Origin of the sequence: Sphingobacterium sp. BIGb0165 (assembly GCF_024810095.1) — a bacterium.
GTDB classification, from domain to species: Bacteria; Bacteroidota; Bacteroidia; order Sphingobacteriales; family Sphingobacteriaceae; genus Sphingobacterium; species Sphingobacterium detergens.
Map to the genome: position 1 here is coordinate 237,021 of NZ_JANUEB010000012.1, position 24,494 is coordinate 261,514.

The 24,494-nt window shown below is 43.5% G+C and carries 15 protein-coding genes; 8 read left to right on the forward strand and 7 right to left on the reverse strand.

What is annotated here, in order from left to right; all coding sequences use genetic code 11:
* Positions 1–15: 15 nt before the first annotated feature.
* The 4 genes from M2408_RS25280 to M2408_RS25295 all read right to left on the reverse strand — a co-directional run bounded on the left by M2408_RS25280 (position 16) and on the right by M2408_RS25295 (position 7,022).
* A complete protein-coding gene (locus tag M2408_RS25280) occupies positions 16–1,479 on the reverse strand; it encodes a RagB/SusD family nutrient uptake outer membrane protein (protein WP_259187346.1) in 1,464 nt (487 codons plus the stop codon).
* Positions 1,480–1,491: 12 nt separating this feature from the next.
* Positions 1,492–5,007: a SusC/RagA family TonB-linked outer membrane protein gene (locus tag M2408_RS25285; protein ID WP_259187347.1), complete on the reverse strand. Its 3,516-nt coding sequence runs from the start codon at positions 5,005–5,007 to the stop codon at positions 1,492–1,494.
* Positions 5,008–5,253: 246 nt separating this feature from the next.
* A complete protein-coding gene (locus tag M2408_RS25290; protein ID WP_259187348.1) occupies positions 5,254–6,390 on the reverse strand; it encodes a FecR family protein in 1,137 nt (378 codons plus the stop codon).
* 68 nt (positions 6,391–6,458) lie between these two features.
* Positions 6,459–7,022 carry an RNA polymerase sigma factor gene (locus M2408_RS25295; protein WP_259187349.1) on the reverse strand — a complete coding sequence of 188 codons (564 nt, stop codon included), beginning with the start codon at positions 7,020–7,022 and terminating at the stop codon, positions 6,459–6,461.
* Between the two features lie 308 nt (positions 7,023–7,330).
* Between M2408_RS25295 and M2408_RS25300 the strand changes: the two genes are divergently transcribed.
* The 8 genes from M2408_RS25300 to M2408_RS25335 all read left to right on the forward strand — a co-directional run bounded on the left by M2408_RS25300 (position 7,331) and on the right by M2408_RS25335 (position 19,654).
* A complete protein-coding gene (locus tag M2408_RS25300) occupies positions 7,331–7,879 on the forward strand; it encodes an RNA polymerase sigma-70 factor (RefSeq protein WP_259187350.1) in 549 nt (182 codons plus the stop codon).
* Positions 7,880–7,963: 84 nt separating this feature from the next.
* On the forward strand, positions 7,964–9,157 hold the full coding sequence (locus tag M2408_RS25305) for a FecR family protein (RefSeq protein ID WP_259187351.1): 1,194 nt from the start codon (positions 7,964–7,966) through the stop codon (positions 9,155–9,157).
* A 145-nt stretch (positions 9,158–9,302) separates the two neighbouring features.
* A complete protein-coding gene (locus tag M2408_RS25310) occupies positions 9,303–12,833 on the forward strand; it encodes a SusC/RagA family TonB-linked outer membrane protein (protein WP_259187352.1) in 3,531 nt (1,176 codons plus the stop codon).
* Between the two features lie 10 nt (positions 12,834–12,843).
* A complete protein-coding gene (locus tag M2408_RS25315; protein ID WP_259187353.1) occupies positions 12,844–14,799 on the forward strand; it encodes a RagB/SusD family nutrient uptake outer membrane protein in 1,956 nt (651 codons plus the stop codon).
* Positions 14,800–15,011: 212 nt separating this feature from the next.
* Positions 15,012–15,365, forward strand: coding sequence for an Ig-like domain-containing protein (locus tag M2408_RS25320; RefSeq protein ID WP_259187354.1), 354 nt, complete (start codon positions 15,012–15,014; stop codon positions 15,363–15,365).
* Between the two features lie 229 nt (positions 15,366–15,594).
* Positions 15,595–16,626: a LacI family DNA-binding transcriptional regulator gene (locus M2408_RS25325; protein ID WP_259187355.1), complete on the forward strand. Its 1,032-nt coding sequence runs from the start codon at positions 15,595–15,597 to the stop codon at positions 16,624–16,626.
* Positions 16,627–16,783: 157 nt separating this feature from the next.
* On the forward strand, positions 16,784–18,241 hold the full coding sequence (locus M2408_RS25330; RefSeq protein WP_259187356.1) for a hypothetical protein: 1,458 nt from the start codon (positions 16,784–16,786) through the stop codon (positions 18,239–18,241).
* 18 nt (positions 18,242–18,259) lie between these two features.
* The gene (locus tag M2408_RS25335) at positions 18,260–19,654 is read left to right on the forward strand and encodes an alpha-L-fucosidase (RefSeq protein ID WP_259187357.1); all 1,395 of its coding nucleotides are present in this window, start codon (positions 18,260–18,262) and stop codon (positions 19,652–19,654) included.
* Between the two features lie 306 nt (positions 19,655–19,960).
* Here M2408_RS25335 and M2408_RS25340 read toward each other — a convergent pair whose 3' ends face one another.
* The 3 genes from M2408_RS25340 to M2408_RS25350 all read right to left on the reverse strand — a co-directional run bounded on the left by M2408_RS25340 (position 19,961) and on the right by M2408_RS25350 (position 24,421).
* Positions 19,961–21,238, reverse strand: a complete 1,278-nt coding sequence (locus tag M2408_RS25340; RefSeq protein ID WP_259187358.1) for an HlyD family secretion protein — start codon at positions 21,236–21,238, stop codon at positions 19,961–19,963.
* A 2-nt stretch (positions 21,239–21,240) separates the two neighbouring features.
* Positions 21,241–23,427 (reverse strand): peptidase domain-containing ABC transporter, encoded by a 2,187-nt coding sequence (locus tag M2408_RS25345; RefSeq protein ID WP_259187359.1) that lies wholly within the window; start codon positions 23,425–23,427, stop codon positions 21,241–21,243.
* 106 nt (positions 23,428–23,533) lie between these two features.
* A complete protein-coding gene (locus tag M2408_RS25350; RefSeq protein ID WP_259187360.1) occupies positions 23,534–24,421 on the reverse strand; it encodes a glycosyltransferase family 10 domain-containing protein in 888 nt (295 codons plus the stop codon).
* Positions 24,422–24,494 lie beyond the last annotated feature (73 nt).

Sequence of the window (24,494 nt, forward strand, 5' to 3'; positions counted from 1 at the left end):
GCTAAATAATTTTTTCTAGTATGGATTCTGTTGTATCTGTCCCTTGCTGGCATCGATCTCTACACCGTTGATAGGTAAGACCAGATGCTTGCTTTCCAGGGTGTAAGTTTTTGGCGTATTGAGGTCAACAGCTGTTATACTGACCTGGTAGAAATCTCTTTTTACAGTGATATCATCCGCAGCATAGTCGTTGACACTAAATCGGCGTATATCGTACCAGCGCATCACAAACGGAAGTTCACGGCGTCGCTCGGCGAGCACTTGTTTGATGGCTTCGTCTTTGTTAGAAGCTGTAAGCGCAATATAAGTAGACATCCGTTTTTGACGTAGGGTATTGACCGCCGATAAGGCGTTCGGAACATCGCCTTTACGGGCCAGCACCTCGGCTTTGTTAAGAAGCATCTCCGCTCTGGTAGGACCTGAAACCAAGGTGCTCCCATCGGTAAACATGGTGTACCGATACGCTGCTGGTGTCACGACACTGAAACGTCGGCCTCCATTAGGGATCATCAGGTGCTTGTAACGAAGGTCGTTGGTCTGATCGTATAGGGCTACCAATGCGCTGCTCGGACTATACCATTGTGCGCCGGTGTATTGATAGCGGCTGTAATAGAGCTCGCTCCAATAGAGGTATTTTGCGGCGTTCCAATCGTTTAACTCACTGTACCGGAGCGTTGCAGCCGGATTGCTGTATGAAGCGCTTCTGCCCGGAAGAATGCTGTTGTAATCTACTAAGCTTACAGTACCAGACTCTAGTGCCTTGTTTGATTCGGCCAAACTCTTATCATAGTCGCCAGTGAATAGATAATACCGGCTCATTAAAGCGGAAATGGCTTTTTGGCTCACACGCCATGTCTTTCTAGGATCGACATCGGTTTCGGCTACTTTCTTCGCTTCTTCTATATCGGCAAGGATAAAATCGTAGGTTTCTTTCAAGGTTGCGCGTTTTAGAGATTCTTCATAATCTACGCTACGCTTTAAGGGAAGTCCTAAGGTATTCATATTGGCCGCAGTATATGGCGCACAATAGTTGTTGACAAGGATCCAGTAAGACATCGCCCGGATAAAATGGGCATCTGCTTTTACCCGTCTGCGACTGGTCTCGTCACCGCTCACCAGGTCTATGTTTTTTAAAATGACATTTGCGGTGAAGATCTTTTTGTATTCTCCGCTCCACAACTCGTCCGTAGCGAGGTTTTCAATACCCTCAGTAGAGGATACATAACGCTGGAGATTGCTGACAGTGAAAGCCGTAACATTATTTTTGTACAGCTCCTTGCTGATCTCGGTGTCATCCGTAGCGTAGGTGGCCGCATAATTCTCTTCTCTGGAAAATGCAGTCGCGTTATCTACTAAGGCCTCCAACTGATCTACGGTTTTGATACTGGCCTGTTTTTTGGGTTCTTCGGATAAGTATTTTTTGCAGCTTGCGGTCATTAGAATCGCAGCGGCAAGCCCTATATATGTGAACACTCTCATGTCTGTCTGTTATTAAAATTGAAAATTGATACCGAATGTATAACTCTGTGCAGGACGCATCGTGCCCGGTAACCAATCCGGATTGTAACCTTTAGAATTGGCACGCCAGATCAAGCCAAGGTCACGGGCCTGGACGAATAGGTTGACATTGTTCAGGCGGATGGCTTCTGTCCAGCGGTTGGACAGTTTGTACCCTAAGCTAAGCTCTTTAAATTCAATGTAAGATGATTTTTCGACCTGGCTGCTTAAAGCCTCACTGTAGCGGTCCCAAAGGTATAGATTGGTCTCATCAGGCAGTGCAAATCCCGGAATATCAGGTTTTCCGGCTAGCACATCATTGACATACTTGTTGACGAAAGTCTTGTCGGACCCTACAAGTGCGGCATAGTTGAAGATAGGATTGCGGTATACGCCTCCCATCTTGCCCAATAGGATAAACATGATGTTGAAGTTGCCTAACTGTACCGTATTGGTCCAGCCCAAAGTATGTGGCGGTACGTCGGTACCCATATAATGGAGGAAGGGAAGTCCTAAACCTCTATTGTAAATAGAGACATCATTAAATGTCTGCGGGCTATTGTTTGGTCCGGCTACATGCGGTACACCATCGATCATACCAATATAATCGAATGCGTAAACCGAACCGACGGGACGGCCTTCGACAAAAGTACCGGTGATCAACTGATAGGTGTAGAGCGACGGATTGTACAGCGCATCAATATTGTTGGCATTGTACGCGTAGTTGAAATTTGTGCTATACTGAATATTCTTGGCTATCGCTAAATTGGTACCTAACGCGAGCTCAAATCCTTTGTTGGTGATCTCGGCATTATTAAATTTCTGCGATTTTGTTCCGGTTGCTGTAGGCAGGGCAATCTGTCCGATAATACCTGAACCTTTTTTGCGGTATAGATCCACCGAACCGAAAAACTTGCTCTTGAAAAAGGAGAAGTCTATTCCGAAGTTGGTCGAAGCGGTTTTTTCCCAGCGCAGTCTTGGGTTTCCATTGTCGGCAATGGTGGCAGTAATGGTTCCTGTAGAGGAATTTAAGCTCCCGCCCACACTGAGCAAGGTCGCTGTCGAAGTAGAATTTTCCATGTTGCCGTTTTTACCATAGGTCAGGCGCATCTCCAGGCGGTCTACATAGTCCTGAGCGGCCATAAAGTTTTCTTTGGCGAGATTCCACTTGGCACCTACAGACCACAACGGTGACCAGCGCAATTTGGGGTCGTCTGTAATGAAATTGGATGCATCGCTCCGTATGCTACCCGATAGGGTGTAACGGCTGAGATAGGTATAGGCTGCATTTCCATAAAGGGAGATGAACTTGTTTTTCTGCCATCTGAAGGTTGTATTGCCCCCCGGAATAGTCGTTGGGGAACCTTCAAAATCGGTAAACTGGTCTACTGAGCTGCCGTAACCATAAGGCGGTGTCGTTGCCTGAAGCTTATCACCATAGTAGCCATATACCGTAGGATTGATCGTACCCTTGGTCAGGTACTGTGACATTTCCATGCCTCCGATAGCCGAGATATGATGATCAGCACCGAAAACCCTATCAAAATTCAATTGATTCCGAAAGACAAAACTCTGTATGTCCTCCTGCCCCAGTTCTTCAGCATTGAAGCCATCTTCGTATTGTAACATGCCACGCCTCAGGATTCCGCCTTTAGGGATATAAGCCTTACCTACCGTCTTGGTGTCATCGTCGTATTGAGTCTTGCTATTGATCAGACTACGTACGTAGAAGGTACTCTCATCATAGATACGCTCGCGATCGATCTTGTTTCGCTCATATTGAAACTTGGTATCGAAAGTAAGCCCCGGAATAATCTTTAGATTAAGTCCGGTCTGTACACGGGCATTGATGCGTTCGTCGGTAAAATCGCGGCCACGTACTTCGCGTAGCAGGTTGTACGACCAATCCGAATAGGTGAATTTTCCGGTAGGGATAAGTCCCAGCTGCTCGCGGTTATAGTCTTTTAGATTGACGCCGTAACTACCATCTTGGTTCAATAGCAGCTCATACGGCGATAGTTCCTCTATTTCAGCAATGGTCGCACCGCCGTATTGTTGTTTTTTGTACTGCAGGTTGGCGCCCAGGTTGAACTTTAGGAAAGAGGTAATGTTGAAATCGTTGTTGAAATTCAGGTTGAAACGGTCATAACCGTTTTTCTGAAAAGAACCCTTACTGTTTTCATAGAGAACAGAAGTGTAGTTGCGTATACGCTCGTTGCCGGCCTGCAAATTGACATTGTATTGATTGAGTACGGCTCTTTGCGTCAGCAAGTCCCGGAGCTGACCCCGATTGTCGATTTTGCTCAATCTGTCTAGCTCGGCATTCATGTCGGCTGTAGACATTGTGCCATATTGATTGGCATATAGTGCTTCTTGCGCTAGCGTCAACGAGTTCGCAATATCTCCAAAGGAATTCGCATAAGGGTAGAAAGCCCAGTTGTTTTCATAAGCCTTACGTTCGTAGGCAACCTGATCGGCCGAATTGGCTTGAGTAAGGATGTAGTTGAGATCCGGTCTCCGCGATATTCTGGAAAATGCACTCCCCTGAATCGTGAGTCTGTTGTCGGTTTTTGCTTTTTTGGTGACAATAACAATCACACCATTGGCGGCACGCGCCCCCCAGATGGATGCCGCGGCAGCATCTTTAAGTACAGTGACGGATTCGACATCATTGGGGTTGATATCCGAGAAGTTGCTACTGGATATCGGGAATCCATCGACCACGATCAGTGGTTTACTATCGGCATAAAGGGTGCTATTGCCCCGGATCAGGAAGTTTACACTACCATCTTCATTTTCCTTGGCCTGCATACCGGCAACTGTACCCTGTAGGGCACTGGAAAGATTGGATGTAGGACGCTTGCCCAATACCGATTGTCCGACCTGACTGAATGATCCTGTCGCCCGTTCTTTCGAAATCGTCTGATAGCCTGTACTGACCGTGACATCGACACCTTCCAGTGTCGATAAACTTGGCGTCAGCTGAATCAGCCCCATGGATTCTCTGACTTTGAGGCTGAGGGGCTCATAACCGACGTAGGATACCAAAATCATGGCATCCCGATCGGGTACCCGTAGGCTGAACGTGCCGTCTTTGCCTGTTGTGGTCGTCATATCGCTCTGAATCACGCGTATGGAAGCACCGGAAAGGTTTTCCAAATGTTCATTCACGACCCGCCCTCGGATGACCAACTGTTGCATAGCCGCTGCAGCTTCCGTCTTTGGTTTTAATGCGATAATATCCGTATCTATACGATACATAATATTGGTATTTTTAAAGATCTGATTTAGGACGTCGACTAGCGGAGCGTCTTTTACGGTTAGGTTGAGACCATTGACTTTTTTGATTAGTTGTGCATCTCCAATAAAATCGTAACCGCTTTGTTTACGGATTTTATTGATAATAAGCTCTAAAGAAGCATTTTTTTCTTTTAGCGTTATTTTTTGAGCAAAGCCACTGGCATATACCTGGCAAAGGCCGAATGTCAGTAGCACAATGATTAGTTTCATCACGACTAGCGTTTTATAGAGGATATAGACAGGCGTCCCCCTCCATTTTTCAAGGTAAAAATTCATACATTTGAGTAATTTGGGTTAGATGCTATTGTTAGTTTGTTGGAATTAATAATTGGGGCCCAAAAATGTACCGGATGTGTTCGCTGCACATTCGGTTTTTTTACGACCCAATTTTAGTTTTTACTAGGGCGGCTGTTTCATGATTTCTACTTTATTAAGGTTAGTATTTACTTTATCTGGTTAGGATGTGACTACAATCTTTCGTCCCGTACGTTTGAATTTAACATCGGCCGCAGCCTCCAGTGCACGTAGTACAGCAGATAGGTTGCGGGATCGGGATACGGCACCGATATAGGTCTTCTGAGAGGGCGTCTTTTCATACGTGAATTCGACATCGTACCAGCGCTCTATCTTACTAAGGATGCTGGCCAAGGTTTCGTTATCGAAATTAAAGTAGCCGTTCTTCCAGGCTAGAGCATGCTCGGTATTGATATGGGCTAGCTCTATCTGCTTTGTATCGTCGTTAATTGTACTTTGTTGACCGGGTTTTAGTAAGACCGAATTGCCATTGGCAATCCTATTTACTTTGACAGCGCCTTCTAATAGTGTAGTTACTGTGGATTCGGATTCGTAAGCCGATATGTTGAAATGTGTACCCAGTACTTCTATCGTTTGCTCCTGACTGCGTACTTTAAAAGGCTGTTTTTTATTGGGAGCCACTTCAAAGTAAGCTTCACCAAGTAATTCTACCACGCGTTCCTTGCTGTCAAATCTGGATGGAAATTTTAAGGAGGAATAGGCATTGAGCCATACCTTGGTTCCGTCTGCAAGTACGATATTGTATGCTCCAGTCCTGGGGGTTTGGAGTGTATGAAATATGGGGGCTTCGGATATTGAAGTGGTACCGAAATTCTGCCGTAAGTCCGGACCATCAGCATAACTGATATTTTCGCCTACGAGGATGGTATTACTATCCTCACTTAACTGGATGGCACTTCCGTCACTGCTCAGTAAAACAGCTTTGTTGCCCCCCGGCTGGATATCAGCCTGCTGCAAAGCGCCCTGATCTATAGCTGTCTTATCCGATTGTCTCATGGAGAAGTAGCTGCCCCCCAATAATAAGACTAAGGACGCTGCCACTGCACTTATTTTAAGGATCTGATTCTTCCTTCTTATCCGCTTGATATTATAGTGGATATCGGAGTCTATTTTGGTTTTTACTTCTTCCTGAATACGCATTATATCCACCGGATCTGCTGTATATCGGCTTTCTTTGAGCTGTTGAAGATGCCAGGTTTCTACCCAAGATTTCTCCTCTTCGGAACAGGTGCCCTGGCGGTAACGTTCAAGAATTTCTTTTGCGTTTTTGATCTCCATGATAACAAAGGTTTAATACATTTCTTTGTTATATGTAGGTTAAAGATGAAAAAAGTAGTAGATGAAATTTAAAAAAAAGTAAAAAAAAGCGATGTAAATTTAGAACGCATGATTTTCAAGGCGTTACTGACCTGTTTACGTACCGTGTTTAGGGAAACATTGCTCTGTCTTGCAATTTCTTCATAGCTTTTTTCTTCCTGACGGCTCAGGATGAATATCTCACGCATCTTGGGCGGCAGATTCATGATTTCTTTTTCGATCTGTTGTTGCAGTTCTTTTTCGAGGAGGTAGTTGTCGGTCGAATATACCCCCTGATCTAAAAAATGCTGTAGCGAATCAGCATAGCCCTGTCTAACTTTTTGCTTGTCGATGTAGTCGAATAACTGGAAACGCACGGCGGCATAGATGTAAGAAGAAAAACTCGTATTTATTTCTAGCAGCGTTTTCGACCAAAGGGAAACAAATACATCCTGAAGAATATCCTTGACCACCTCTTCATCGGAGATAATTTTACTCGCATAGATAAATAAAAGTGGGAAATATCGTTCATATAGGAGGCCAAACGCTTGTTCATCTTTTTTTAAAACAAGTGCTATCAATTCTTTATCCGATAAATCTGTGTAGCAATACATTCGTTAGTCAGAACCTGAAATCAAACTTACATTAAAATTGACAAAATACAAATTCTCGGGGTATGATTTATGGGGAACCCTCTAAGTCTACAGACCAGAAAATATTCGCCTATTTTTATCTGCCCAGGGAGGCAAGATTATCTTTCAGGCCGAAAGTGCGTTCGAATCAAGACAAGGACCAGCCAATAGCTTTGTCACTTCAATGTAGTTCAGATTATCCCGATTCAAAAGTTTAGCATATTTTCCTATATTTATGCCATGCTCCAAGAGCTCCTATTATGTCAATTGCTTAATACATCTTAAATCACTTGGAAAATTTGCAGACATCTCTACCTTATGACATTGAATCGCTTTTTCAACGGTATTACAAACAGCTCTGTCTGTTTGCAAACAATATACTGCATGACGAAGCGTTGGCTGAAGATATTGTCCAGAGCTTTTTCGCAGGACTCTGTGAGGGGCGGAATACCTTGCCCGAAGATGAAGATGCACGCAAGGGCTACCTATTTATTGCCGTCCGAAACAACTGCCTCAAACAGATCCGAAGTGAAAAAGTAAAAAGCAAGTACTTTGATCAACTCGATAAGGACATGATCGAAGAACAGACGATCATGGATGCCATGATGCAGGCCGAAGTTATCAGCCAGCTGATGGAAGCGATCAACCAATTGCCGCAGGGCTGTAAGCAGGTGCTGCACATGGCCATTTTTGAAAAGCTCTCCAACGATGAAATTGCTAACAATCTGACCATTTCCATTAATACCGTCAAAAGTCAGAAAAAAAGAGCAATACAACTTCTACGCACGCGTCTAGATAGCCGGATGCTAGCACTCCTGTTATTTTTACTACCTGATTAATAATATTTTACACTTTTTTCTGTTTTTCCTTCCATCCTTTTACATCCCTTGTGGCTCTTTTAATCAAACAACCGATTGAAGAACATGAAGGATCACCAATTTATACTAGTAGATTACTTAGTAAAGCACTTTAGTGGGACACTAAGTCAAACCGACATACAGTCCCTTCAAAAGATTTTTGAAGATGATCCTAACTTGCGCGATCAATGGGACAAATATACCAGCCAGGGCGTCAAATCCAGCGATGCCCAGTTTTGGAATAGCCTTGACCTCAATCAGGCAAGAACTAAAATCTTAAGCTATCCGTCCGCCAAACCAGCAGTTCAATCAATCGGCAATCGCAGCCTACGAAACCTAAAAATCTATGTGGGTATAGCCGCCAGCCTACTCCTTATTATTGGCGCCGCGCTGCTCCTGAATACGACACATCAGGATAAGCAGATTGTTACCGATCAGGTGTATCATTATAAAAATGATGTTTTACCCGGAGGGCAGAAAGCCACACTGACACTTTCTAATGGTAAGACGGTAGAACTCTCCCAGGAGCAAGCGACCTTAAAGGAACAGCATGGTGAACAGCTCCAGATTAGCGATGGACAACTGCACTACAAACCAAACAGCGAGCTGGCAGAACTTGCTACCTTAAAAAATACCTTGACAGTTCCGGCATCGGGATTCTACCGGATGGTGCTGCCCGATGGCACCAAAGTCTGGGTCAATTCGGCTTCCGAGCTAAGCTACCCTTTGGCCTTCGGCAAATCGATCCGACAGGTAGAACTGCGTGGGGAAGCTTATTTTGAGGTGGCGCACGAAAAAAATCGACCATTTATTGTCCGTACTGTCCATGGAGATATTCAAGTCTTGGGGACAGCTTTCAATCTAAGAGCATACAATAGTGCATCATCCAACGTCACTTTGATCAATGGCAGTATCCGGCTGACCAATAAAAACAAGACGACAAAACAAATTATACCCGGACAAAAAGTTGAATTCGATGGCAGCGACATGCGCGTCTCGCAGGCAAATCTTGAAAAGGAAATCGCCTGGCAGCAAGGCTACTTCTATTTCGAGCACGACAAGATACAGGATATTATGGAGCAACTGGCACGATGGTATGATATTAAAGTCATTTACCAGGGTCAGATCACCAAGAAAACCTTTGGCGGAAGCATCAGCCGAAGCGTCAGCCTGGCCGAAGCCCTGGAATTAATAAAACGTGGTGCCGGAGTTGAATTTGTTATTGACCAAAAAACCGTCACCGTAAAGAATAAGAATTAACAAGACAAGTAATTAATAAAGGAGGACCTATCTATGCTATAAAGATTTACTTAACCAAACTTAGCGGTACCGCGTCAGTCGATGCTAACCAACGGTACCTGAGTACCTGAATTAAAACCAAAAAACCAACCCTATTACTGAATATATGAATTACTTTATCAAATGTAAAGATTACTTGTTCGGGAGTCGAATGACCGAACCCAGCTTTACACCCCTCATTTCAAAAAAGGTCAAAGCCACCTTGTTTCTAGGATTACTATTTACCTATGGTGTATATGGTAAATCAGAAGCCCAGCAGGTCACCATGCATGTCAACAAAGGCGACCTGAAAACTATCTTTCTAGAAATCAAAAAACAAACAGGCTATCATTTCTTTTATGACGAAAGCCTCTTTAATGGCCTAAAGATGGTGAGCCTCAATGCCAACAATCAAAAGCTGGAAGCTGTCCTTAAGGAACTATCGGACGAACTACCAGTTGCGTTTGAGATCCACAAGAAACATATTGTTGTGCTGCCCAGCGCACCAAAAAATACCGTTCAGGTACAACCGCAACAACAATACAGCATTAAAGGCAGATTGACTGCCAAAAAAGACGGAGCACCTATTGAAAATGCAACGATAAGTTTAAATGGAACTACGACCAGAACATCTTCGGATAGCAAGGGAAACTTTTCACTTAAATCTTCATCCGCCGAAGGTACCCTTACGATCTCCCATCTATCCTTCAAACCTCAGACCATAAAATTCAACAGTACGGCTGCAAGCGATTTAGCCATATCGTTAGAAGAAAACGACAGCGCACTGGAGGAAGTTGTGGTTGTCGGCTTCGGTACACAAAAGAAAGTCAATTTAACAGGGGCCATTTCACATGTCGGTAAGGAGGCTTTCGAAAATCGGCCGGTCGCCAATATCGGTCAGGCTTTACAGGGCCTTGTCCCCAACCTGAACATTACCTTTGGAAACGGTTCGCCAAACAGTACACCAGGATTTAACCTGAGAGGAGGTACCTCCATGAATTATAATACGAATACGAATGTTTTTGAATCCGTCAACGGCGATCCTTTGATTATCATCGATGGGATTGAGAGCACCACAGGTGCCTTGAATCAGCTCAATCCAAATGATATCATGGATATGTCTTTTGTCAAAGATGCATCTGCCGCAGCGATCTATGGTACCAAAGCTGCCTATGGGGTCATCTTGGTCCGCACCAAACGGGGAGAGTTCAATCAGAAAGGCAAGATTGCTTACAACTTCGATTCCAACTTTGATACTCCATCCGGGCTCCCCGATATCCTCAATGCCTATGAGATCCAAAAATCAGGCATGGACAGAACCCTATGGACAAATGGCAAGCCCGGCACTGCAGATGAAAAAAAACTGGAGATGATCCAAAAGTATATGGATAATCCTACGCCTGAAAATGCATGGTATCAGGAGGGAAACAGCATCATTTGGGTAGCCAATGTCAACCCCTTTGAGGAAGCGGTCAAAAAATGGACACCGATGCAAAAACATACCCTCAACCTCAGCGGTGGTGCCGAATCCATTAACTACTATATTTCCGGAGGTTTACAGAATCAATCGGGTATGTACAAAATCAACACCGACAAATTGAAACGCTACAATGCCCTGATGAATATCAATGCCAAGGTGAACAGCTGGTTCAGTGTTTTTGGAAAGATCGGTTTTGACCAGACAAACTTCAATAGCCCCTATATCGTTGGTGGTAAAGGAAGTATATGGTCTGCTATGATGGGCGAGACAAACAAAAACATCAATATGCCCATCCAGACCGGGCCGAATGATCCTTTGCCCAATACCTATACCGATAATATCCTGGCCTGGCTGAGCTATGGGGCCAACAATCAGTCCACGGACAGAAGGGTATCGTTATTGATCTCGCCCGAATTTACCTTAATTCCAAATGCATTGAAATTAAAGGCAGATCTCAGCTATCAGCCGCAGTCTTACAGCCTGAGCCGGTACAGTCCCAAGTTCAACCAAGTCGTGGACTCCTGGCAATATACCTCTCAACAGGCCGAAGCCGCAGAGAACCGGGCCTATTTTGACAACAACAATACCAATAAATACCTCATTAATATCTATGCTGATTATAAGAAGACCTGGGCCGGGAAACATAATTTTTCCACTGTAGTTGGTTACAATCAGGATCAGACTAAATTTAATCAGATCACCAATACATTCCGAAAATTGATCTCTCCAGATATACAGAACCCTGATGCTGCCGAGGATCCATCTTTACATACAGTATCCCGAAATGCATATACACTAGCGGGACGTGCCATATTCGGGCGTGTGAACTACAACTTCGCCGAAAAGTATTTTTTTGAGAGCAATCTGCGCTATGACGGCAGTGCGAAGTTTACTGAAAAAGACCGATTTGTAACATTCCCTTCCTTCTCGGCCGGCTGGCGGATCTCGCAGGAGAATTTTATGGAAGGTACAAAAAGCTGGCTCAACGAACTTAAACTGCGCGGAAGCTGGGGAAAACTGGGCAATCAGCCCTCATCCATCTATCCGTATCAGGCAACAATGGGTACGGGAAAGGCTCCTTACCTGATCAATGGGCAACAGATCGTCTATATCAACCCGCCAGGACTGGTATCACCTTACCTGACCTTCGAGAAAGCCAGAACCTGGAATATCGGTTTGGATGGTACATTTCTCAAAAACCGACTTGACGTAACTTTTGAATACTACAACAGAAAGACCACTGATATCCTGACCGATGGCAGCGCCTCATTTCCAACGACATTGGGGACGGCAGCACCTTTGGAAAATTCAGGGATACTCGAAACAAAAGGCTTCGAGCTTTCTTTCCTTTGGAAGCAGACAATTAACAGTGACCTCCGCTATCGTGTAGGCCTTAACCTCTCTGACTATCTGACCAAAGTACAGCATTATGCTGCAAATACCAGCATGATGATTACCAATTCTTCGGGCAGGGAGGTGATGTATGACGGTAAAACGATCGGTGAAATATGGGGATACCGTACCGGCGGCATACTACAGGAAAGTGATTTTGCCGGACGAAACGAATCAAATGGCAACTGGATCTACAATGGAGCTAATCAGGGCAACGTTTTTCCGGGTTATATCTGGTATCAAGATCTTGGCGGCCCTGAAGGGATTCCGGACGGTAAAATAGATGCTGGACTGAATACCCTGGCCAATCCGGGTGACCGTGTCGTCATCGGAAATTCCACGCCACGTTATCGGTTTGGTATCACCGGAAATGTCCAGTACAAAAATTTTGATCTTGATTTCTTGTTCCAGGGTGTACTCAAGCGTGATGTTTGGGCCGGCTTATCATCTTACTGGGGTGGTGGCGCCGGGTCAAAATGGATGTACGAACGGTCCTGGACACCTGAGCGTACGGATGCTGAGTTTCCCATGTATGGCTCTTCGGTAAACGTGCAGGACCGGTACCTGATCAACGGTGCCTACCTCAGACTTAAGCAGGCCGTATTAGGCTATACCTTGCCCAATCAGCTGACCAAACGATTTGGCGTCGAGCGATTACGCTTCACACTTGCCGGTTACAATATCTTTGAAGTCACAAAAATACCTACAATTTTTGACGTCGACCAGATATCTGCCGATTATCCACAAAAGCGGTCTATTGCATTTGGTGCTCAAATTGTCTTCTAACTAAACTATTATGAAAAAGAACATATTCAGATTCATCGTCATGGCTGCCGCATCATCCCTGTTGTTGACGCAATCCTGTAACGATAAATTTTTACAACTAAGTCCCGAAACTGATCTGTCGAAGGACAACTCATTATTTACTGAAACGGAATTAACTTTATACCTGAATAACCTATATGGTCGATATATCCTAGGGCATGGTACAGCCTGGGCAGATGCCAAGGTAAACCCAAATGTTGTCGGTGGCAGCCATTTACTGGCTAGCGATTTTATGACCGACAATATGGTCCGCTATGGCAATATCAGCAATATAATGGACAACACCTTTATTCCACCAAATGCAGGCGCCTCGGTCGATTGGACATGGGAAAATCTGCGTTCGGTCAATTATTTTATCCAAAACTACCGCAACGCATTGCCAGCGGTCAATAACGACATTACCCGGCTGAACAAATATCTTGGGGAAGCCTATTTCTTTAAATCCATGGATTATTACCGCAAACTTATGCTGTTTGGGGATGTACCCTGGTTTTCAAGTGACCTCAATATCGACAGCAAGGAATTGTACAAACCCCGGGACAAGCGCACGGTGGTTGCCGACTCCCTGATGAAGACTATTGATATGGCCATAGCTGGATTAGAAGGCATTAACGGTCGTCCGGATGGGCGTATTAACCAGGATATGGCGTTATTTTTAAAAGCAAGAATAGGTCTGTTCGAAGGCTCCTTCCGCACGTATCATAACGAATTGTCCTTACAAAGTACAGCAAAATCTTTCTTGGAAGCATCTGTGGATGCCTGCGAAAAAATCATCGCCAGCGGACGTTATCAGCTCTATGCCACAGGTGACAGCCCCTATTGGAAAATGTTTACCTTCAAGAAAGACCCCACTTCGGATGGCAACAAAGAGGCTATCTTGGCTCGGGTATACGATGGTACTGTAGTAGGCCATGCGACCCAACGTTATTGGGACCAGAACAACAGTCTTTCGGGTGCACGGCCAGCAGGCGGGGCCACACGAGGTCTCGTAGACGAGTATCTATGTATCGACGGCAAACCGATTTATTCTTCGGGATCGGCCGGCAACTATACCGCCAACCCCCTATTCAAAGGATATGACGGGCTATGGTCCGAATTTGAAAACCGCGATCCGCGCTTGAAGCAAACCATTAATTATCCTGGTGAAAACCGCTCCCTGTTTAACAGAACGGATGGGACCACCAGCCTCGAAAAAAATGGGATCACCTATCCCCGACTATCCTATAATGTAGGCGGTGGCACTACAGTAACGGGCTACCTTCCCATTAAACACTGGATGGGCGACCGGACCGAAAATGAAGCGACAACAAACGGCCAGCAAACGGCTATCGAATTTCGCTATGGCGAAGTGCTGCTGATGTTGGCCGAAGCAAAAGCAATCTTAGGTACGCTGACCCAGAATGATCTGGACCGGACAATCAACCTGTTGCGCCAGCGCGCAGGATTTGACTTTGCAAAATATCCCGGTAGCAAACTAGAGCTTGGCAACCCGCCGGCAGACCCTAGGCTTGATGAGATCTACGCCACCAAACTTGATTATGCCGTTAGCCCCATCATCCGTGAAATCAGGCGTGAACGTCGTGTAGAAATGGTCTTGGAAGACCGTCGTTACGAAGACCTGATGCGCTGGAAAGCCGGCAATCTGATGACCGTTCCCTTACGTGGAATGAAATTTACAGCCGAAAAAGGAAAACTATACGATGGTACCCATACCGCCAAACCGATTATTGCCTTAAAAGAAGAAGTCAATAAAGATATCTTTTTGGATAACAACGGATTTATCATCGTCTATCCAAGAAGTGCGAACATCAGCAATGGTACTGCGCTATGGGCAGATTACCGCTATTATTGGCCCTTACCTTTATACGATCTGACCCTGGAGGGCAATCAGCTGGTTCAGAATCCGGGATGGTTGGGCGCAAAATAATGAGGATAAAAAGAAATAACATTATGAAACCATCATGATTTATTCAAACCGAGTGAAACGAGTTCATGAATACAACTAAAAAACAAATCATGAATGAATAATCGCACTGGGGAAAGAATAAATCTGATAGCTTCATCACAATTGAAAAACAAACCGAGTGAAACGAGCTCATTTATACCGATGAGATTAACACTTATAAATAATTTATACAGATGAAAATTAGATCAAATATATACCTGTTAATAGCCTGTCTGTGTGGAAGCCTGGGTTTACATTCCTGCAAAAAAGACCTCGGTCCCATCAAAGACAATTTAACCGTAAGGGAAGCTATACTTTCGGGAGGATTTATGCAGATTCCCGTTAAAATCGGAACACCGCTGCAGCTCAATCTGGCAGTCAATCCTGGAAACCGTACTGTAACCACGGCCACGTACAGCAACAAACATCCAGAAATTGCCAGCTATAGTACGACAGGGCTGATTACCGGCCTCAGCGTTGGCAGAGATACCGTTACCATACAGTCCGGCGAATTAAATGTCTGGTATATCGTCAACGTAACGAACTAATAGCCGACAGTCGGTCAAAAAAATGGTAGAGGTGACCATCGCTTTAATTTAGCGCGTTTAGTTTGACTATCAGGCCGGATGGCCTGATAGTCTTCTTTTATTGACCCGGAAATATCCCAGCCAACAAACTGCGATAGACAGCCAATAGTAAATATGAGGTATCAAAGCGATTAGGAATCGTCGCCTAAAGTTTTTCAATTCGGACTTATCAAAAAAGCAATTCCAAAACATGAAAAAAATAACGATAAAAGATATTGCCAAAGCCTTGGGGTACTCCATAGGCACCGTATCCAAAGCGCTTTCAAACAGTCACGAAATCAGCCCGGTAACTAAAGTTGAAATCCAAAAATTTGCAGATGAGCATGGCTATCAATCCAATCAATATGCTAAACTATTGCGTAAGGGGCGAACAAATATTATCGGTATGATTGTCCCTTCGATCGGCAATCCGTTTTTCTCGCAGATTCTCGAAGGCATTGAAAGAGAGATGTCCGAAACGACATATAACCTGATCATTATGCAGAGTGCGGACGACCCCAAGCTTGAATTGAAACATTTAGAAATGTTATCAAAAAAGGGCGCGGATGCTGTCGTCATTGCAGCTACAGGAAATCATCTTTCGTTAAGATATCTCCAGCGGTTAAAAGATGAGGGTACTCCTATTGTCCTTATTGACCGGACTAATTATGCTTTAAATACTTATAAAATCGGAATAGATAATTTTAAAGTGGTTTACCAAGGTATTTCTCAGTTGATCAATCGAGGCAAAAGGAAAATTCTGTTTATTTCCAATCTCTCGCCGGGAACATCAACGGAGCGCCGGCGCGGTTATATTCAATGTCTACGGGATTTTGACATAGGTTTTAATTCGAATTATCTCCTATCGATAGAAACCAATAGAAAAAGAATAGATGTGCTGGACCAATTAAAAAATCACCTTATACGTCTCGTTAATTCAAGTGCCCCACCCGAAGCAATTTTTACTGCGTCAGATCAACTCACCTATTTAACGTTAGAGGCTTTACAGGAAATCGGAATAGCCGTACCAGATCGCTTGGCCCTGATTGGTTTCGCTAATTTTCAATACACAAATATTTTTCAACCGTCATTGTCAAGCATTGTACAGCCTTCGCGTGAAATCGGATCTCAGGCCTTCGCTATTCTCAATAAAATTTTGGACAATTCGGATAATAATATTGCAACACACTATCAAAACATTGAATTACAAGCTTCTATCCTGGCACGCAAGTCCTCTGAATAAGTACATCAATTGAAACGTTTTCGCAAGTTACGCAAACGTTTGACTTAAACGAAAACTACTATAAATCAAAATATATTCTCTACTATAGATCTGTCTTTTGGTTGGCCCTAACCAATCAATACCCATTAACAGTTATAGATTATTTATTTAAAAAATTATGAGAAAACAAACAAAAAAATGGATGCAAATCATTCAAGGAATTGCGTTGTCCGTCACAGTCCTATCACTTTTTTTCGCTTGTTCAAAGCCATTGTCAGAGCAAAATACCACAGAAATCCGACGGTCAAAGGCGTCCTCGAATGGCGATATAGACACGTCCTTATCCAATCTTAAATTTGTCACGAATCCAGTAAACCTCAATATCATTATGTTTGTACCCACAGACAATCCGGCCCTACCCGGCTACAAAACACGGCTATCGCAGCTGTTTGTCCATTTTCAGGACTGGCTACATAATGAAATGGGACGCTATGGCTACAACAGTTATCTGGGACTGGCAAAAGATTCTACAGGCTTGGTCAACATTATTGAAATTCCGGCGGCAGGAGCTCAAGCGGACTACCCGTACAGCTCAGCTATATCAGCCGGTAAAATTATCAATGAGATCAATGCATACAAAACCAGCCATCCGGGCCAATTTTCATCCAACAATCACTATTTAGTACTTTTGCCGGCAAGAACAGACGGCGATGGCAGCCAGCCATTCTATGGCTATGGAAAATTCTGCTTTGCTGTGGATAATTCCTCTATGTCCGTTAATGGAATTCCAAATCCAAGTTCAAACTACCTCGGCGGTATGCTACATGAATTAGGCCATGGATTAAACCTGCCCCACAACCGTGCTAAATATGTGAGTGAAGAACCTACATTGGGCACATCACTGATGGGAAGCGGCAATGTAAGCTTTAGCAAGGGACAACCTACTTTCCTAACCGGCTCCGATGCAGCTATCCTCAACAGAAATGAAGTTTTTCAACCAGCAGTAGCGACAGCCAGTCCTTACCAGGCGCCCAGTTATTCCATACAACCTCAATTTGCAATTGACAACAGTCAGCAAAAGATTTTTATTACAGGAAATTATACATCTAATTTACCTGTGAGCGAGATATTGGTCTATATGGATCCCAATGTGAACAACGAAGGTACCGGAGCTAACAAAGATTACAATGCAGTCACATGGAAATTTACGCCGCTTTCCTCCGGTAATATCCAAGGAACCATAGACCTCAATGAACTCTACTACAAAGGCAATACACCTTACGAACTCAAAGTAAAATTATTATTGCAAAATGGATACACAACCTCCAATGTTTACGACTTCAACTATGTCAACGGGCTTATGACGACCAATCAAGATTCGGTATATACCTATTCCAATGCATCCTATGCCGGTGTGAAGGGAAGCTTTGGTAAAGGACAGTATACCACATCGGATTTATTGGCAAAAGGCGTGACCGACAATAGCATATCTTCCATTAAAGTAGGAGCAAATGTGAAAGTCACATTATACAACGGGAATAATTTTACCGGCGACAGTCTCGTCGTGACCTCGTCGTCTTCCTATCTCTCAACTTTCAACGATAAAGTTTCATCCATGAAGGTACAAAACCGTTAGGAAGGCCAGAGAGGGACAATGAATAATTTAATATTTAATAACATAAGAACAATCCTGCTTCTGCTATTTGCTGTGGCAGGATTGAACCTGTTCGGCCAGCCGGCCCCCTGGTTTACCGATGGCAAATTCGGGCTGTTTCTGCACTGGGGTCTGTACTCCCAGACCGCAGGCGACTGGAACGGGCATCCCACCAAGGGCGGCGAACATTTTATGCTCTATGAGCGGATCCCCGTTAAAACCTATGCAAAGATCGCCGATCAGTTTAATCCGACGGCCTTTGATGCCGATCGTTGGGTGCAGATGGCCCATGATGCGGGGATGAAGTATATTGTGATCACCGCCAAGCATCACGATGGCTTTTCGATGTACAATTCGGCTGTCAGTGATTATAATATCGTCAAGAGAACACCTTGGGCCAGGGATCCGATGCTGGCGCTCGCGGCAGCCTGCAAGAAGTACGGGTTAAAGCTCTGCTTCTATTATTCCCTGGGCCGCGATTGGGAAAACCCCGATGTACCAACCAACTGGCCGACAAAAGCTGGACGTAGCAATACCTGGGACTATCCCGATGAAGATGCCAAAGACCTGAACAAGTATGTCGAAAATAAGGTCAAACCGCAGCTTCGTGAACTGCTGACACAGTACGGTCCCATCGGTATTATCTGGTTTGACACGCCCGAGCTGATTACCAAAAAACAGAGCCAGGAGATCCGCGATCTGATCCACTCCATTCAACCTCAATGTATGATCAACAGCCGCATCGGCAACGGCCTCGGCGATTATGCCGTCGTTGAGCAAACGCTGGTCTCTGCAGCACGCAAGAACTGGGAAGCCTGTATTACGATGAGTGAAAACTGGGGCTACAACCGGCACGACCACAACTGGAAAAGCCCCGAGCTGCTGGTCCGCAACCTGATTGAAGTGGTCAGCAAAGGCGGTAATCTCCTGCTCAATGTCGGGCCGAAAGGCGACGGTAGCTGGCCGGCTGAAAGTCAGCAAAATCTACGGGCTATAGGCGCCTGGATGAAGGTCAATGGCGAAGCCCTACACGGCAGTAGCGTCTGGAATGGGCATAAGGAAATCGCAGCAGCGCAAGCAGCAAAAAAAGAATCCGACAAAGATAAAGCCAGCATGAAAGATGCCGTCAACGATGCAACCCCGAAAGAAATTGTATCAGACTATCGTTTTACCCAGAAAGGGAATACGGTCTACCTCTTTGTGCGGAGTCCTGCATCAAAAGCGATTGACATTCCGGAGCTTGCCAAAAACAAACTTGCGATCAGCTCGATCAGCCTGCTTGGCAACACATCAAAGGTCAAATGGACCCAGGGTAAAGATAATTTAAATCTTGTTTTACCCCCAGGACAAAAGGATGAGATACCGATCTATGTGTATAAGATCGAAGCGAAGTAACGGTTGCCTCATTTTACAGTCCTTGAGCAGCTTTTTCACATAAAACCAAAGGCAGCCAATCTTAAAAGATAGGCTGCCTTTTTCAACATGGCTCTCACTTAACAAGGGTATAAAGCAATTTTAAGATTCTACCATTTGCCCTTCAATGATTTCAAGCGCCTTTGGAAGCAAAGGAATATTTGATGAAGTCTCGGTCTTTTCCCTGCCTGTGAAAAACCGGAGCTTTCCATCCACCCGCTCAGCAATGTCTGTCCATTTTAATTTCCTTACATCTGCATAGGAAAGTCCGGTATTTTGTTATCTAGGCTAAAACTTCAGACTCTTGGTTAGGTTATCCCATATTCTTTTAAAAATGGATTTATCCTCTGTAATGATTTCCGCATCACCATAGATGCCTGGCTTCAAGATAATCGATGAATCTCTGACAGATCGAATTAGGGTCACTTTAGCAAAAAATACACTGTCCTGAATCGGAATATCTGAAACATAGCCTATTTTTCCATTTAAATATCCATACTCCTGGTAAGGATAACTCCGAACTTTTATCATTACATCCTGTCCTTTTTTAACTTTTGCCGATATAACCTGAGGGAGCAACAGCTCCCCATAGTATTGCTCATTTTTTGGATTGACGTAAAAAAGAGGCTGATCAATCTTAACCTGTTGATTTTCCTGCAAAAAGGATCCATAAATGAGTTTACCACTGACCGGGCTTGTTAATATATACTGCCTTTTCCAGGTTTCAGCTTCACTTATAAAGCTGTTTAAAGCCTGTTTAAACTTTTTACGTTCTTCATCAATCTGATTACCAAGATCAGACAGCTCCCTATTTTTAGAAAGCATATTTCCTTCATAACTGATCAAGGTATTTTCCATTTGAGGAATGGTCTGTCTCTTCGCAAGCAATAAAGCCTCTTTCTCCCGTAATTCAGAAGGGCTGATGATTTTCTTTTGAGCAAGAAACCGGTACTTTTCGAACTCTTCCTCTGCAAGTTTTAATTGTTGCTGTTGGAGTCTAAATGATTGGGAGGCTTTTTCCTGCTGTCGGGTCAAATTAGCCCTTTCCTCTTCCAAGGCTCCTTTACGTTTTTGGTAGATGCCATTCTCACTCGCAGCAATATAATTTAGATAAGCTAGATAAAAATTATGATACCCGCTCTGTAATTCCCCTAAATTTAACTTATTAGGATCTATGAGGCTTTCTAAATTATAACGTTCGTTTTCAACCTTTCTCAAATTCAGCAATCTTTCCAGTAACATGGCCACCTGGCCATGATCTGCCGTACTTTCCAAGTAGGCCACATCTGTCCCCTGTTCAACCCAATCGCCATCCATTACCAATAATTTTACAAGGTTGCCGTTATTTCGGCTCACGATAGTCTTTGGTGCATTGACACTATTGAATTTCATCGAACTTGTCACAATTTCCGGAAAACGTATAAACACAGATAGTCCCAAAATCAATAAAATAGTTCCAAGTATCAGGGAGATTCCTCTTTTCAATAACCAAGATGGAGGTTTGGTGATAATCTCCTGTAAGTCTTCTGAATGAAGGTCCTCCTCTAGCCAATGTGATTTTTTCATCTTTAATTCCCCAGTTCTAACTGATTTTTAACGAGCTCAAAATATCTTCCTTTTAGTTGGGTTAGGGCCGAGTGTGTACCATGTTCCACAACTTCTCCTTTTTCAATCACTACAATGTTATCTGCATTTTTTACCGTACTCAGCCGATGAGCAACCACCACGACAGTACGATTTCGGAAAAAACGATCCAGATTTTCAATAATTACTTTTTCATTATTGGCATCAAGCGAATTGGTAGCTTCGTCCAACAAGATAAAATCGGGTTCCTTATAGACAGCCCTTGCAATCATAAGACGTTGCCGTTGCCCCTGGCTAACCCCTTTCCCTCCGGTCCCAATCTTTGTGGCTATTCCAAAGGGCTGTTCAGCGATAAATTCATCCAGATTGGCAACGGTGATGGCATTCTGCAGTCGCTGCTCATCAGGGAATTCATCATTTATGGCTATATTACGTTGGATCGTATCGGCATATATATAGTTATCCTGTAACACAGCGCCACAACTGTCCCGCCATAGGGAAAAATCGATCTGTTCCAGGCGCTTACCTCCAACAAGAATCTCTCCCTCTTCATAATCATAAAATCTCAATAACAACTTTAATATCGTCGTTTTCCCACTACCGCTGGTTCCGACTATGGCTGTCGTCTTTCCAGATGGGAAAGTCAGATTGAGCTTCTGAAATAAAGGCTCATTTCCGGCGCCATAATACCGGAATGTCAGATTTCGAATTTCAATGTCTTTTTGCGTTGGCAATTTGGATAGGTAATCCTTTTGGATATCTTCCTCCTCTGGGGTTTCGTAGATCTCATTCAGGCGTTCCATACTAATTTTAGCATCCTGATAAGATTGCAAAAAGCTTAATAAAGACTCTACGGGACTGTTGACCATCCCGACAATGTACTGGATCGCCATCATTCCCCCTAAGGTAATTTCACCATCGATAACCGCTTTAGCGCTAATATAGGTAATGAATATTCCTTTTGTCTGGTTGATTGCCATTGACCCCAGTGACTGGTATTGCGCCAATGCAAGACTTTTTACCTTGAACTGGAAGAGCTTAGCCTGTAGCGCCTCCCAGCCCCAGCGTTTCTGCTTTTGAGCGTTATTAAGCTTAATATCCTTGATACTCTGGATCATTTCCACCATATAGGTTTGATTTTCTGAGCCTATCTTAAACCTCCTATGGTCAAGTTCTTTTCTATATTTCATAAAAAACAAGATCCAAAGCGTGTACAATGTTGTTGCAATGAAAAAAACCAAGAAAATTGTCTTATTGTAAATAATCAGTAAGGTTCCGAAAATCAGCATATTGACTAAAGAAAACAAGGTATTTAAGGTATTTCCTGTGAGAAAAGATTCTATCCGCTGCTGATCTGACATCCGTTGCATCAGGTCTCCATGTGTTTTTAAATCAAAGAATGACATTGGGAGCTTCATGATCTTGATCAGTAAATCTGTCAAAATTGAAATATTTACTCGTGTACTGATATGCAACATAATCCATGAGCGAATAAAAGACACTGACACACTGCCGATAAAAAGCATAAGTTGGGCAATCAGTATTAAATTTATAAAACTGATATTTTTTGTATTGATTCCTATGTCTACTACTGATTGGGTAAGAAATGGGGTGACCAGCTGCAAAATCGTGCCTAAGATCATGCCAAGGAACAGCTGCAGGAAAAGCTTTTTGTACTGGTAGAAATAAGTAAACATCTTGCCCCACTTCAAAGCAACCGAAGCTTCATCATCATCTAACTGATAGAAATCGGGGCCGGGACTCAAAAGAAGCGATAACCCTGAATGTAGCTCCCTTGTTGAATACCAGTTTTTTGAAAATTCCTTTTCCTGGAAAGTAACAAGTCCGGTTGCCGGATCTGCAATGGAATATCGGCCTTTCTTCATTCGATACAGAACTACAAAATGGTTTTGATTCCAGTGCAATATACAAGGAAGTTGTACTTCTTTCAGCTGTTCAAGGCTTAACCGAACGCCATAGGTACGGAATCCTAACTTTTCCGCAGCTTCGGAAATACCCAACAGATTGACGCCATTTTTGGTGGTCTGACACAGTTTTCGAATCTTGTGGATAGAAACCAGCTGTCCATAATATTTAAAAATCATACGGAGACAGGTTGCCCCGCAATCCATCATATCCATCTGCTTATAATGTGGAAATTTCTTTAGCACGCTCAGTTAGTGATTATGGTTGGTTAATTGATAACAGAAACAAAATATACATAAGATTCAGAATGACACCTATGAAGATTTAAAAGGATAAAAACCTTTCATTAGATTAAAAGCATTTATAGATGTTGTCAACATCCTTGTCGTGAACGGCCAACCAAATTAGATTTAAAGGATGTAAGTCCGTTAAAAATCTTGTCTTCTGTCGAGCAATAAAAGGATATCTTGTTTTCCACTCCTGATCATTTATCGTTTTTACTATCGTACCTAATGCTTCTTCAATGTTGTGAATGTTAATTTTCACGTAAGCCCGGGGATCAACGAATTCCTCTATATTTGGACAACCGTCGTAAAAGCATAGTGTTTCGGTCACAATCGGGTCGATTAATTTCTCTGTAAAATAACCGTTTTCAAAACTATTCTCGCAGGCCAGATGATAAAGATATTGCCATAGTCCATCGTATTTATCTGGCAGGAACCCTCGATAATTAGCTAACAATGAAAAAAAATTGCCATTAAATGGTCTTCCATAGATATCTAAACCATCAGCGATAAGCTGATCCATCACATGAACAAACTCCAATCTGGTCCTATGGCCTGGCAGCCCTGATAATTCACTCACAACTACAGAAAGAAGCTTATCCTTCTTCTGTTCGATAACATCAATATCAACTTTTTCACCAATCTCTCGATACACTGAAAAATTTTTAGGAAAAAAAGGTAGATGAAGATGTATTTTCATCTTCACTTCCGTCGGATGACTCTTCGCATAATAAGAAACCGTAGGTTCTGTCATAAATGTCAGCGCTCTACTTTTTTCATAGCCTTTTTCTAGGGTATCTTTATGGGGATACGTTAGGATAACCAAGCGATCATATGATTCATCAGAGACAAACTCAATGTCTTTCCATGTTTTTACTCCTGAAAGATAACGGTTAGTAAATCGGGTTAACAAGTCGTCATCGGGACGGGCAAATGTTGTAAGTCGAATTTTCATTCTAGTCTACAAATAATATAAATAAACTGATGCTGTAAAAAACTTATTTCAAATCGTAAAGGTCCAGTTCAAA

Bases quoted from the DNA above. Each gene is read 5' to 3' on its own strand.
- M2408_RS25280 (WP_259187346.1), bottom strand. From the start codon at position 1,479: ATGAGAGTGTTCACATATATAGGGCTTGCCGCTGCGATTCTAATGACC.
- M2408_RS25335 (WP_259187357.1), top strand. From the start codon at position 18,260: ATGAATAATTTAATATTTAATAACATAAGAACAATCCTGCTTCTGCTA.
- M2408_RS25325 (WP_259187355.1), top strand. From the start codon at position 15,595: ATGAAAAAAATAACGATAAAAGATATTGCCAAAGCCTTGGGGTACTCC.
- M2408_RS25340 (WP_259187358.1), bottom strand. From the start codon at position 21,238: ATGAAAAAATCACATTGGCTAGAGGAGGACCTTCATTCAGAAGACTTA.
- M2408_RS25315 (WP_259187353.1), top strand. From the start codon at position 12,844: ATGAAAAAGAACATATTCAGATTCATCGTCATGGCTGCCGCATCATCC.
- M2408_RS25290 (WP_259187348.1), bottom strand. From the start codon at position 6,390: ATGGAGATCAAAAACGCAAAAGAAATTCTTGAACGTTACCGCCAGGGC.
- M2408_RS25320 (WP_259187354.1), top strand. From the start codon at position 15,012: ATGAAAATTAGATCAAATATATACCTGTTAATAGCCTGTCTGTGTGGA.
- M2408_RS25285 (WP_259187347.1), bottom strand. From the start codon at position 5,007: ATGAAACTAATCATTGTGCTACTGACATTCGGCCTTTGCCAGGTATAT.
- M2408_RS25305 (WP_259187351.1), top strand. From the start codon at position 7,964: ATGAAGGATCACCAATTTATACTAGTAGATTACTTAGTAAAGCACTTT.
- M2408_RS25350 (WP_259187360.1), bottom strand. From the start codon at position 24,421: ATGAAAATTCGACTTACAACATTTGCCCGTCCCGATGACGACTTGTTA.
- M2408_RS25330 (WP_259187356.1), top strand. From the start codon at position 16,784: ATGAGAAAACAAACAAAAAAATGGATGCAAATCATTCAAGGAATTGCG.
- M2408_RS25310 (WP_259187352.1), top strand. From the start codon at position 9,303: ATGAATTACTTTATCAAATGTAAAGATTACTTGTTCGGGAGTCGAATG.
- M2408_RS25295 (WP_259187349.1), bottom strand. From the start codon at position 7,022: ATGTATTGCTACACAGATTTATCGGATAAAGAATTGATAGCACTTGTT.